Origin of the sequence: Vibrio sp. J1-1, assembly GCF_021728395.1 — a bacterium.
Lineage (GTDB): Bacteria > Pseudomonadota > Gammaproteobacteria > Enterobacterales > Vibrionaceae > Vibrio.
In genome coordinates, this window is record NZ_JAKKCM010000009.1 from 46,669 (window position 1) to 59,120 (window position 12,452).

The window sequence follows — 12,452 nt, forward strand, 5'->3', positions numbered from 1 at the left end:
CCCTGAGAGGGTTGGTAAACTTTTGTTTTCTCTATAGTCATGGAAGGCGACACATGAGCGCATTCGAAAAACTCAAAAAACACTCATTAAAACTCTCACATTTTCAACATCTCGCAGCAATTTGCGGCTGGGACCAAGCGGCGGTCATGCCTAATGGTGGTAGCCAGGCTCGTTCTGAAGCTATGGCTGAATTGTATGTTCATATGCATAACTTGCAAACTCAGCCACAACTCGTTGACTGGTTTTCTGAAGCGGATCAAGAGGCACTAAACGCTCAAGATAGCACGACACTTCGCGAACTAAAACGCAACTGGCAGCAAGCTAACGTACTACCAGAAGAGTTGGTGCAAGCCAAATCTCTAGCTGGTTCAAAGTGTGAACATGCCTGGCGTACTCAACGTGGTGAAAATGATTGGCAAGGTTTTGAAAAGAACTGGGCAGAAGTGGTAAAACTGTCTCAGGAAGAAGCCCAAATCCGCGCTGAAGTAACTGGTCTTTCCGCTTATGATGCAATGCTTGATATCTATGAACCGGGCACAACGACTGCTTCATTAGATGTATTATTTAGCGATGTAAAAACTTGGTTGCCAGAAATGATTGACCAAGCAATCGAAAAACAGTCATCAGAAAAGTTCATTGAGCCAAAGGGTACCTTCCCGAGCGACACACAAAAGGCGCTGGGCTTGGACGTGATGAAGCTGCTGCAATTCGATTTCGAACACGGCCGACTTGACGAAAGTGTCCACCCATTTTGCGGTGGTGTTCCCACTGACGTTCGTATCACTACACGCTATGATGACAGCGAGTTTGTACAATCTCTAATGGGCATTGTTCACGAGACAGGTCATGCTCGTTACGAGCAAGGCCTGCCGAAATCTCTCGCCGGCTTACCGTCTGGGCAGGCACGTTCGATGGGGATTCACGAATCTCAATCTCTGTTCTTTGAGATGCAGATTGGTCGTAGTAATGCGTTTATTGAACACTTAGCACGCCTTGCAGGTAATCACTTTACAGGACACGATCCTAAGTTATTCTCGCAAGAAAATTTCCAAAAGCTATACACACGCGTTAAGAAAGACTTTATTCGCGTTGATGCCGATGAGCTCACCTACCCTGCTCACGTTATTTTGCGTTACGAGATCGAGCGTGACTTGATCAATGGCGTGATCAAACATACTGATGTACCGGAGTTGTGGGATCAGAAAATGCAAACCTACTTAGGCTTGTCGACCAAAGGCAACTTTAAAAACGGTTGCATGCAAGATATCCATTGGACAGACGGCAAACGAACAGTGATAACTCCAACTCAAACCACTGATAATAAAGGAAAAAGACTGAAAAAGCACAATTATAAAGATGGGTGCATGCAAGACATTCATTGGTGTGATGGAAGTTTTGGATATTTCCCTAGCTACACTTTAGGAGCTATGTATGCCGCACAGTTTATGGCTTCTATGAAGAAAACTGTAGACGTGGATGGTGCGATTCAGGCGGGTGACCTTTCACCTATCTTTGCTTGGTTAAGCGATAACATCTGGAGCAAAGGCAGCTTATTAACGACTGACGAGCTAGTCACTCAGGCAACAGGGGAAACTCTAAACCCTCTACATTTCCAAAATCATCTTCGGAATCGTTATTTGTAATTTGGCGGTAAAGACTTCAACATAAGGTCGTAATACTTTACTCGGTACTAAGGGCTGTCGTGCATGAATGGGGCGTTGACAAAATCTCACCATAGATAGCCCTTCAAAGCCATATTGAATAGTTAACGCAATCTAAAAATAGGTACTTAAAACTACTTTCTTAATAGCCCCAGTGTGAAAAATTCCTTCGCTATAGTATTTCTTCAAGCAAGGCGTACATATCAAATTATCAATATAACCAGCCTTTTTCTGACCACATCTGACACATGGTTGTCCCTGTTCCCTAGTAGTGGCCTGGACATGAGATGCGGCTGCTCTAGCTTTTCTTGGCTTCTTGTAAGGTTTATGCTTAACAGTCTCAATAGCCGATTTGCGTAGAGTCTCTACTGGTGGGTTTCGGTCTGACTCTTCGAGCATTTTATTTAGCTTCTGACTAAGCTCTCTGTGTCTCCCCGTATAACGGGCATGAACCACCCAATTTCTTTGCCCTGAATTGAGCACATAATCGGCGTTGTTGACCAAATCGATGGAACCTTTCCGTAAACCAGCGATCTGATCCTTTGAGACCAGAGCATAGGCAGAAACAGATGGGTAAATCGAAGAAAAAAATCACCAACTGGAAAGAATACAACCAAGCGCTAATAAACCGAGGTTCGCTGACGTTCTGGATGGACGAAGATGCTATCGCCAATTGGTACTGTGATACTCCGTCTGGACGCAGAGGTAGAAGCAATGAGTTCAGTGATTCCGCGATAGAGACTGCTCTGATGCTGAAAGGGATTTTCAACCTGCCACTCCGCGCTCTACAGGGCTTTATTGATTCGCTGTTTGGTCTGATGCATGTAGATTTACGTTCACCAAATTACACCAGCATAAGCAAGCGAGCACGGACAGTAGAAGTGAACTATCGCCAACCTCCTAAAGATACAGTAGATCACCTGGTCATTGACGCACTGGTGTTAAAGTTTTTGGCGAAGGGGAATGGAAGGTTCGTAAGCATGGCAGCGAAGGCCGACGCACATGGCGCAAAGTCCACTTTGCTGTAGATGCAGATAGCCACGATATCGTCTCTGCCGTAGTTTCGCTAGATAGCGTCCATGATAGCGAGGTACTGCCTGGCCTTTTGAATCCTTTACGCAGGAAAATAGAACAAGTATCGGCAGATGGTGCCTATGACACACGAGGTTGCTATGAAGTGATAGGTACAAAGGGAGCGAAAGCGGTGATCCCTCCCCGAAAGAATGCTGCTCTCTGGGACGACGAACACCCAAGAAACGAAGCTGTTATTGCCCAGCAGTCAGACCAACTAGAGCAATGGTAAGTGGACAGCCGTTATCACCAACGCTCACTAGCTGAGACGGCGATGTATCGTTCCAAGCAACTGCTTAGTGGGAAAGTGACGCTGAGAAAATACAATGGTCAAGTAGGTGAGATCTTGGCTAACGTTAAGGCGTTGAACAAACTCACTGGGCTTGGTATGCCTGTTCGTCAGAGACTGAGTAATATGGCAGGTTAATGGCTTCAAGCGTCTCCAAGGCTGAATTGATCAACAACGCCCACATAATCTATCACAAGTGACTTAAAAGAGTCGCGAGTTTCATGTTCATACGTTGCGTACAATAATTGCAATGGTTCAAGATTAATATCGACAACTGAGATTCCTTCATATCTATTACTGTCAATCATTGTACGACCTTGATAGCTAAAATGGATCCCAAATGCATAACCATTTACATGACACAGCACGTCTAATTCTGAAATTGGTGGATTTGGTTCAAATTCAAAAGCATCAATGTTCAATACGTGCGCCTGAGTCACCAGACCAGTGAAACTTCCCTCCCGTACTTATCCTGCTTAGTAAATAACAGTTTCCATTCAGGAAGGGGGATCTCAAATCGGCTTAGCTCTCGTAAACACTGCTTGATTACTAACCTTGCAACGACACAAAATAAATTTTTGCACTCTACCGTCTCACTCTGCTCCTCTTTCGACTTGTTATCGTGAGCAAAATGATGAATCATCTTGTCGGGATTGGGGCATTTTTTGGCAACTAAGTTCTGTTTACAGCTAGGGCAAGCACAGGCACACGCCCTCCCCTCTTTTTACTTCACTGACATCAAAGTACTTGCCGTCTTTTAGACCAAAAGGTATTAGCATGGATAAGGCTACCTTTATTCATGAAAACTATTTGTAGAAATATCTGAGTTACAGCGAGACTGTTTTAGAACAGCTTTTCTAGCTCTAGCTGACGAATTTACCGCCTTCGCAAATTCAATACACCTTTCGAGCTTTGCGCTGTTTTACTTTACCTGCCATACGCCTCCCATATAACTTGTTACGTCAACTCGACGAAGTCGGCCAACATACTCATATAATCAACCTTAAGCATAATGGCATTTCTTCTCCTACTCAATTAATTTGGTTCGAATCGTTAATTATTAACTTAATCAATCTAAGACAATAAATCACCACACTATACCTTTGAAAGTGTAATAAGTTGACTAACTATAATTATATATCATACGGGATGTAAGCTATTCTAATATATTCCCATTGTAAGTACTTTATCATTTAATAACCTATCAATACATAATTTACTTTATGTAACAAAAACAATTTAGTTTCCAAAAAATATCAAACCATACTCAATATTAAAGTTCATGTAAGTTGAATAAAGCGCATGCAGTGAATTAAAATATAATATAGGAACACTCTGTTTATTTACGCCCATGAATAATGGTAACGCACTCCGTGAGTGCGAGCATAAGAATAATCACAATGGTTCCACTAAATTAAAAAACACGGAAACAAGCCAGTACTAATTATTTCTCGTTCCTCGAAATTAATTAGCAGCTTGTCCTGCGGAGCTTCCTCGCTAGCGCTGCGGTGCTCGAACCTTACGGTTCTGCGCTCGTCGCTCCGCTCCTAGTACCACTAATAAAAATAATAAAGGTAACAAGTATGAGTATTTTCGATCTAAGTATCAGAGAAAGACTAGAAAAAATGAGCAAAGCTGAACTTATTGAACAACGTCAGCTCGTGTTCGAAGAACGAGGCGTGTATCGCCATCTACGTGACTCTGGAGAAAAGCTTCAAGCCTTAGAGCTTATTGAACAATACCTCAATAAACCTAGCCGTGGTAGACCACGAAAACCAGCAGAAGCCAAATGCAGTGAACAAGTCAAAATAAATATAACCCCGCAAGAAAGAGCAGAGCTCGAGTACCGCCAAACTAGGCTAGGATACAAACACCTGTCCACCTACATGCGTGATATCACTCTGAACCTTACACCAGATCTGCAAGTCAGCCAGATTGAGAGGCCCAGCGTTGATGAATGTGTTCTTGAATCTATCAATGAAGATATCCAGTTCTCAAGCGTTCAACTGATGCATGCCCTGCAAGAGAATGTTTTAGATAAAGAAACAGTAAACCTCATCATCGAATACCTATCACTGATTCAACAAAAACTTGCTGAGCGAGAGCAACAAGAGCTGGGTGAATACAACTCAGATTTCGCTTTGATGCTTGCTAATAGGCATTTGACCCAAGAGCAGCTTCAAAAACTCGCTGACTTCAAAGAACTGCGCGAAGAAGCAACTTACATGTAACCAAGGGGCGACTATGTCGCTCCCTTCCGACCCCGTTGGGTCGAACCTATCGAATCTACATCACCACATAACAATTATAAAAAGGTGTACTTATGGCTATTCACAAGATATTCGAAACTAAAACGCCAAGCAAAAAACAATCTATTGAAGACCAGTCTGCTACAACTACCAACTACGCCGCGGGCACAACCAAAGATCTAGAGCAATGCGTGCGTGTCGAATACGCTTCTGGCAAGTTCAAGCCCCATGAAGAAGACGACATCATTAGTGAAAAAACTGAATTTCTGATGGCGCACAATATCTCATCACCACTCCCTATCTTAAAAACGCCCCACCTCAAGGTTCACGAGATGAATTGGTCTGACATCGGTCGTGAGATAGCAAATTATAAAAGCAAGACTGGCATGCAGAAACCCACCAGCCATCGAATGATATCTCTTCAGAAAGGCGAGCGGCTTAGCCATGAACAATGGCGCAAACTCGTGAAGAAGTATATGCGTAGGATGGGACTTCAACACACAAAATATGTTGTGTTTATTCACCATGACACTGACCATACCCACATCCACATCAACTGCGGCACCGTAGACGTAAAAACGAAAAAAGTCGTCAATGAATGGCAAAACTATCCTGAAGCCACGAAAGTTATGCGTGAAATTGAAAATGAATTTGGACTCGGCAGCGTCGCTAACCCAGGCGATAAGTTTAACGACAGAGTTGAGAACTCTAAACTAAAGCCCATTCACATCACACCAAACAAGAAAACTAAAGGAGGTGATAAAGCCCAGATACGACGCAAATTAGACTTTGTACTTGAGCAAAATAGGCTTCTTGATATCACCCCCACCCTTCCAGTTTTTCTTGAGCAGCTAGAAGCTATTGGTGTACAAGTTAGGCTTAGCTACAAAGCTCAAACTGACAAACTACCCAACGGTATGTCCTATCGATTGAGTAAGCCCAACAAAGCACGAAACAGGACTAACAGGCCAGCCCTGTACTTTCCTTCTTCAAAGATGGGACACAGCAACGCATATTCCCTAAAAAACCTGCTGAATAACGGTCGATTAACAATGAACGAAAGTGACAGTCAAAGCCTTAAACAGTTAAACATTCGCGAATCTAAACGTGCTTATGCTATTGTCAAAGACCCAATCCAGACGATTGACAATGAGCATTGTCATCTTCTTAGTAACGGTGACCGCTACTGCAATGTGGTGCTTCGCTTCAGAGATAAAGACTTCACAAAAATCAATAAAGCTGTCAAGTACTCTCACCTCCGAACTTACCTTCAGCTATACAATGAGGGAGGCTCAAGGGAGTACGTTTCCAAGCTTCATGGTTTTGTCTTCAGGATCAGAATCAATCAAAGATGGCACAAAGAGAGCTACAGCCAATCTTGGTTCAATTCTCCAAAAATGACTCGTGATGAATACTCTGCATTGGTCAATCAACATCTAGCAGAGCTATTGATTGAGTTCATCGAATCATTGCTGCATATGTTGGGCTTTGGTTCCCCTGATATTAATGCAGAAAGCCACCTGGGAGACTACAGAGAGCAACCAGACTTTCAGTTGAAGCGCGACGACGGACTAAACACTGTCCACACCATCCCCCAAATTCTAAATGCCATAAAAGATGCAAATGCAAGCGAACATATCCAACGCTACTTGGAGATGAGCGAGGAGCACGAGCTAGATCTAACCTTAAAAAGTAAACTCTAGCTTACTCCTTTTAGTCAATTTACTATGGATCTTAATCAGAATAGTAAGTTGACTATAATTCTTTTTTTAATATAAGAAAATGAATCCCCAAAAAATTAACACAGAGTAATCATTAACTTAAAAACCCAAAAATATAAATAACTACAAATTCATATTTAATAATAAAAATATGTAAAATAACTTTTTATTGCATAGAAAAAAATAAGAACTTACTATTTAATTAACCTTACTAATAAATATAATAAAAAGGACAACTTATGCTCAGTGTAATTGAAGCAAATAAAATCATTTCCGACATGAGAGAAGAAAATGCAAATACTGCAAACATTAAGGTCTGGTATCAACTTCGCCTACCGAATGATAATGGTAAGTCTATATCAGTAAGAGGAACAGTCATTGATAACGACTCAGTGGTCTCCTCTGAGGTTATCTTTCAGATCCCACTGGATGCGGTCACCACCATACCACGCTCAAAGTACGAAATAGAGCGCAGATACGCCACAGAGTATTTTCAACCAGACATTATGTCTCTTAAGGACAGCTACTTCGACAAAATACAAGTGTATTGCAGACTTGCAGTCAAAGAAAACCTCGAACGCGTTGCAAACAAAGAGCGAGGTACAGTTACTCTCGAAAACGGCGATACCGTTCATCAGTTCGCTGCCCCGATCCACCATTTGTGTGAAACTATTGGTCAAATTGAACGTGCCGACGGCAGTCGCACAACTGATTCAAGAGGATTAGAGCTAAAGGCGGATGAAGCCGAGGACATTCAGCAGGCCTTGGCCCGTCTAGAATCGATACTGTCTAACATGGGCTACGGCTATAAAAGCTTTAATGTAGAGAAGTACCAAAATGACGAGATCTCCAAATTCATGGACAAAAAGTATGACATGGGTCGAACGATTGGAGGTCTTGGCAAGAAGGAGAAGCAATCTAAATTCGAGCAAGACTGTTTAGCCCGTTTCACTAACTGCGATGAAAGCTTATTGACGCCGCTTTCAGGGAACGCTACTTCCAACACCACATCTCGCGTTAGAGCAACCTTTGAAGCGTTAAGGGGAAGAGCCGTAAATGTGGGGAAAAAATCTAAGGCATGATGACGCGTGGGGCTTTAGAGCCCCTGTTTCACACAGCGCAGTAGGTTCAACACTTTTTTGGACAATTCCATTTTAGGGCTTTTACTAATTTAGATTTGTACGGATAATTTTTGGTATCGAAAAACACTACTCATATCTTCCAACAAGCAAACCACTCCTTACGCTTGATTTGCTCAACTTCACACATATCACTATTCGTGTTAGCAAGATCTCACTGTACCGATAAGCGTTTGCAATCTAATGTCGGACAAAGCAATAATCAGCAAGTATCCATGCACGAGATGCCCAACAATTTGGAGTTAGCTATGGGATGGAATGGTAATAAATATGACTGTTTCCAAAAGGAGTACCAATACCATTCAGGCCTAGCCTTACTCGAAAAACTTACAGAATTAAATCATCTGAATGGTAAGTCGGTAATTGACTTGGGGTGTGGAAATGGTGAGCTTTCATCGTTAATTTCTCAGCATACCAATATGACAGTGAAATGTGTTGATGCTGACGCTTCAATGATCGATGTTTTTACTCGCAAGCACTCTTCTGATTTTACAGAAATCGAACATGCAGACATCGCATTGTGGCTAGATAAACAAAGAGAGTCTTCATCTGATGTAATTTTTTCTAACGCTGTATTTCATTGGTTGGGTACGCATGAGCAACTCCCCCCTGTTCTATTGAATTGCTACCGAGTATTGAAACATAATGGCATGATCGCCCTAAGATTTTCATTAAGTGATAACGCTCTAAATATAAAAAGATATCTCCACAATAAAATCGTTGAATTTAACGGAGCACACGTTGACGACTTTTTCTATTCACAACTAAATCTAACAAGGTTCTTGACTCAGCTTGAACTAATTGGTTTTACAGTCCTCTATTCAAAAGAAGAGTCTTACTACCCATTCAATAATTCGGACAGGGATTTAGATTTTATACTCGATAGTCAGCCTATCTATGACTACATACCCAAAGATCGTTATGCTGATTTTATAGAGTACGTAACTGATGCTTGGAACAAAGAGGTAAGCAAAGTTAGGTTGAAAAGTCACCATGCGCTTATCATTGCGTCAAAAAATGCGTAGCTCTGGTTTTAAGTAGTTGCAAGCAATTAGAAAAACTAATTCAAATTGGAGTCGGTACACAATGGGCTTCATTGCTACTGACGCAGAAAGGGGCAAAGGTGTGTTTACTGTGAGCGGCTTCAGGCAACAATGAGCCAGCAGCTATCCCACAGTCACGCTTTGATGTTTTCTGCTTCAGCTTCACCAGCCCGAAATGCCCTTAACCTCTTTCCTTGGGATCATTCGATAGTCTCCTAGCTTCCAATCGTCGACAAATACGTCGAATTCGTCTCTATCAAGTAAATCAATAGGACGAGCGGTCAGATATTCACTCTGGCTAGCTTCTGCCGAAACTAACGCATCGTAAGTTTTTAGATCACCATTACCCAAAGCTTTCTCTACCAACTGGTAAGGCGCAACCGCTTTGCACATCAGCACGGTTTTCTCAGCAAATAGCCAGTAGAGGACATCAATGTCATCTCGGCCTCTTCTTAAGTCATCGAGACGTCTCTTTAGTTGACTTTGTAATTCCATGTTTTCATCAAACTGAAACACTGGGTAAAGGTGCCAACCGTTTATATCTATACACAACCCTTTTCGACTCCCCTCTTCGATCACCTCACCAGTGTAAAACTCGAGCTGATTAAGCAAATTCTTAACCACTATAAGTCGCCTTTGATCTAATTCCATCACTACGTTTGTCCTCATAAAATACCGATTATCAGAAACATAGAAACAAACTTTCAAATCGCCAAATTAAATTTGCTTAGATAGTGGGCAAACAGTTCACACCTACTTGCCAAACTGGCTTTTTGACACCAAAATAATACTGTCTATTTATACAGTATTATTTATGCAAGTTATCCCAATCAGCGCACAAGCTGGCATCACTGGATTTGAGTCGCCAGCTACCGAGTACAGTCAACTATCTCTAGATCTCGATGAGCTTTTAGTCGAGCACCCCAGTGCAACTTTCATCGGGAGAGCATGTGGTGATTCCATGCAAGGGCTAGGTATATTTGACCAAGATTTGCTGATCGTTGATCGACATGTGGATGTGAAACATAACGACGTTATTGTCGCGAATCTTAATGGTGAATTCATATGTAAGCAGATTGATATCCATCGCAAGATGCTACTGTCAGCAAACAATAAATATCAACCAACCCTGATTACCGAATGTGACTCCTTCTCGCTAGAAGGTGTGGTCATCCGTTCGATACGTTGTCACAGACCAAGTCACCTGCTGAGAACAAAATAATGTATGCCTTAGTCGATGCGAACTCATTTTATTGTAGTGCTGAGCAAGTCTTCCGTCCCGACTGGCGAGGTAAGCCCGTAGTTGTTCTTTCCAACAACGACGGGTGCGTAGTGGCTGCAAATCGACAAGCCAAAGAAGCGGGCATTGAAAAGTTCAAACCATTCTTTCAAGTTAAAGCACTTTGTGAGCAGAAAGGAGTAATTGTATTATCATCCAATTACGAACTGTACGCCGACCTATCGTCCAAAATGATGCAAGTAATTGGTCGATTCGCTCCAGAACAACACATCTACAGTATCGATGAATCTTTCCTATCATTCGAACGTTGTTACCCTGCCATTCCATGTTTTAAAACGCATGGAATGAAGCTGAGACGAGCTGTATGGCGAGAATGTCGCTTACCCGTTTGTGTTGGCTTTGGCCCAACTCTTACACTTGCAAAAATCGCTAACCATGCCGCTAAAAAAATACAAGGGTATAACGGAGTCTGTGTTCTCGATAGCGAGCAAGAGCGCAGAACCATACTGTCGAAGCTCGGTGCAGGTGACATCTGGGGCATAGGTAAAAAAATACAAGCTCGTTTGAAGTTTATGGGCATCAATACAGCTTTAGAACTCGCTGACTATCCACCAGCATTAGCTCGTAAAGAGTTTAACGTCGAAATCGTACGCACTATCCGTGAACTCAATGGCCAACCATGTAAAGTTTGGGATCAATCAAGGGCAGACAAAAAACAAATCTATTCTACGAGAAGCGCAGGTCAGCGTATTACCGACTTAGAATCATTACGCCAGGCTTTGGCAAAGCATGCGAATATAGCCTCTTCAAAGGCGCGTCAGCAAAACAGTCTGTGTAAAGTGATGTTATGCTTCGCCAATAGCTCCCCCTTCGATGAGAAGGCTGTAACGCGTAGAGCGATACATAGGTTTGCCTACCCTACTTCAGATGTCACACAGATCACCAAAGCTGCCACTTTACTCGCAGAAGAACTATTTTGTGAAGATGTTCGCTTTTACAAAATTGGCGTCGGATTGTTGGATTTAACTGATGGGAAGAACGAGCAGTCAGATCTATTTAACCCCATGCCCAACGACCCAAAACTCATGTCTGTTTATGATTCGTTGAACCAACGTTATGGTTCTGACACCTTATTTCTGGGAGCACAAGGAATAGCGCAGAAATGGGGCATGCGGCGTGAGATGTTAACGCCCCACTACACAACTAAATGGCAAGACTTGCCAGTTATCAAGTGCGAGTAGCAAAGTCATGGTTAATGCTATGGGGTTATGAAGACTTTGCAGGTGCTTATTAACTATCGTAGCTAGCACGGAGTGGTTAGCTACGTGCTAGCAACTAGAAAGAAGTGCCACTAAAACAGGGAGAGTTACACCCCCTCTAAAGCCTCTCTAAGCTTGTCGAGCACAAAGTTAACATTGGCAGACTTTAAGCGACAAACACCTAGCCTAGTCAACTCACACAATAACTCTAAACTGCCAAACTCAGCCTTAAATTTCACGCTATCAACCAAATATCGCTTATCTGAAATGATAGTACTAAAATCATCTCTAATGTCTTTTATACCATTCACTGTAATTTTCGCAGAAGCACCCTGAGAAACACGGATGCCATATGAGGATAATTGAGTAACTTTCAAAGAATCAGCCGAGCGCTCCAAGTAACCAACCCAACGCTCGGGGGCCACGTTAACTTCAGATAGCACTAACCCCAAACCAGTCATGTCGTGTAGTTTGTTTAAAAACTTCCTTAACGAGCGAGGAGGATTAGTGATGTACATATATTTAGAGCTCGAAGACCAGTTAAACTGACATGTGTAATAGCTTACTGATTCAACCTCAGTAACCTCGCCAAATGGATCTTCAACCACACTTCGTTGGACTTGCTTCTCAACGTATTTACCTGAAAGCTTTGACGGAGTAGATACAGAAAGCAAAAAGCCCAAACCAGTTTCTTCTGAATATTGTTGTTCCTTCATCAATCTTGACAACTCGATAAGAGTTAAAGGAAGTTCAGAGTATAGCCATTTTGCTTTAATCATT

At 42.3% G+C, this 12,452-nt stretch carries 10 protein-coding genes and 1 pseudogene; 8 read left to right on the forward strand and 3 right to left on the reverse strand.

Annotated features, from left to right (window positions below):
- Positions 1–53: 53 nt before the first annotated feature.
- Positions 54–1,643 carry a carboxypeptidase M32 gene (locus L3V31_RS15210; RefSeq protein WP_237317071.1) on the forward strand — a complete coding sequence of 530 codons (1,590 nt, stop codon included), beginning with the start codon at positions 54–56 and terminating at the stop codon, positions 1,641–1,643.
- Positions 1,644–2,230: 587 nt separating this feature from the next.
- Positions 2,231–3,159: pseudogene (locus L3V31_RS15215) on the forward strand (IS5 family transposase).
- 5 nt (positions 3,160–3,164) lie between these two features.
- Here L3V31_RS15215 and L3V31_RS15220 read toward each other — a convergent pair.
- Complete coding sequence (locus L3V31_RS15220; RefSeq protein ID WP_237317073.1) at positions 3,165–3,443, reverse strand: hypothetical protein; 279 nt, start codon at positions 3,441–3,443, stop codon at positions 3,165–3,167.
- Positions 3,444–4,604: 1,161 nt separating this feature from the next.
- Here L3V31_RS15220 and L3V31_RS15225 point away from each other — a divergent pair.
- The 4 genes from L3V31_RS15225 to L3V31_RS15240 all read left to right on the forward strand — a co-directional run bounded on the left by L3V31_RS15225 (position 4,605) and on the right by L3V31_RS15240 (position 9,155).
- Positions 4,605–5,252, forward strand: coding sequence for a hypothetical protein (locus tag L3V31_RS15225; RefSeq protein ID WP_237317074.1), 648 nt, complete (start codon positions 4,605–4,607; stop codon positions 5,250–5,252).
- Between the two features lie 92 nt (positions 5,253–5,344).
- Complete coding sequence (locus L3V31_RS15230) at positions 5,345–6,973, forward strand: relaxase/mobilization nuclease domain-containing protein (protein ID WP_237317077.1); 1,629 nt, start codon at positions 5,345–5,347, stop codon at positions 6,971–6,973.
- 257 nt (positions 6,974–7,230) lie between these two features.
- Complete coding sequence (locus tag L3V31_RS15235; RefSeq protein ID WP_237317079.1) at positions 7,231–8,073, forward strand: hypothetical protein; 843 nt, start codon at positions 7,231–7,233, stop codon at positions 8,071–8,073.
- A gap of 230 nt (positions 8,074–8,303) precedes the next feature.
- Complete coding sequence (locus tag L3V31_RS15240) at positions 8,304–9,155, forward strand: class I SAM-dependent methyltransferase (protein ID WP_237317081.1); 852 nt, start codon at positions 8,304–8,306, stop codon at positions 9,153–9,155.
- 180 nt (positions 9,156–9,335) lie between these two features.
- Here L3V31_RS15240 and L3V31_RS15245 read toward each other — a convergent pair whose 3' ends face one another.
- Positions 9,336–9,797: a hypothetical protein gene (locus L3V31_RS15245; RefSeq protein ID WP_237317083.1), complete on the reverse strand. Its 462-nt coding sequence runs from the start codon at positions 9,795–9,797 to the stop codon at positions 9,336–9,338.
- A gap of 190 nt (positions 9,798–9,987) precedes the next feature.
- Here L3V31_RS15245 and umuD point away from each other — a divergent pair, with 190 nt between their 5' ends.
- Positions 9,988–10,395 carry a translesion error-prone DNA polymerase V autoproteolytic subunit gene (umuD, locus tag L3V31_RS15250; protein ID WP_237317085.1) on the forward strand — a complete coding sequence of 136 codons (408 nt, stop codon included), beginning with the start codon at positions 9,988–9,990 and terminating at the stop codon, positions 10,393–10,395.
- On the forward strand, positions 10,395–11,654 hold the full coding sequence (locus tag L3V31_RS15255; RefSeq protein ID WP_237317087.1) for a Y-family DNA polymerase: 1,260 nt from the start codon (positions 10,395–10,397) through the stop codon (positions 11,652–11,654). The genes umuD and L3V31_RS15255 overlap by 1 nt, the downstream gene beginning before the upstream one ends.
- A 125-nt stretch (positions 11,655–11,779) precedes the next feature.
- Here L3V31_RS15255 and L3V31_RS15260 read toward each other — a convergent pair whose 3' ends face one another.
- A complete protein-coding gene (locus tag L3V31_RS15260) occupies positions 11,780–12,451 on the reverse strand; it encodes a hypothetical protein (protein ID WP_143693470.1) in 672 nt (223 codons plus the stop codon).
- Between the last annotated feature and the right edge of the window lies 1 nt (position 12,452).

What these genes read in the sequence shown, in the direction of transcription:
- L3V31_RS15210 (WP_237317071.1), top strand. Translation starts at nt 54, where the DNA reads ATGAGCGCATTCGAAAAACTCAAAAAACACTCATTAAAACTCTCACAT.
- L3V31_RS15225 (WP_237317074.1), top strand. Translation starts at nt 4,605, where the DNA reads ATGAGTATTTTCGATCTAAGTATCAGAGAAAGACTAGAAAAAATGAGC.
- L3V31_RS15230 (WP_237317077.1), top strand. Translation starts at nt 5,345, where the DNA reads ATGGCTATTCACAAGATATTCGAAACTAAAACGCCAAGCAAAAAACAA.
- L3V31_RS15235 (WP_237317079.1), top strand. Translation starts at nt 7,231, where the DNA reads ATGCTCAGTGTAATTGAAGCAAATAAAATCATTTCCGACATGAGAGAA.
- umuD (WP_237317085.1), top strand. Translation starts at nt 9,988, where the DNA reads ATGCAAGTTATCCCAATCAGCGCACAAGCTGGCATCACTGGATTTGAG.
- L3V31_RS15255 (WP_237317087.1), top strand. Translation starts at nt 10,395, where the DNA reads ATGTATGCCTTAGTCGATGCGAACTCATTTTATTGTAGTGCTGAGCAA.
- L3V31_RS15260 (WP_143693470.1), bottom strand. Translation starts at nt 12,451, where the DNA reads ATGATTAAAGCAAAATGGCTATACTCTGAACTTCCTTTAACTCTTATC.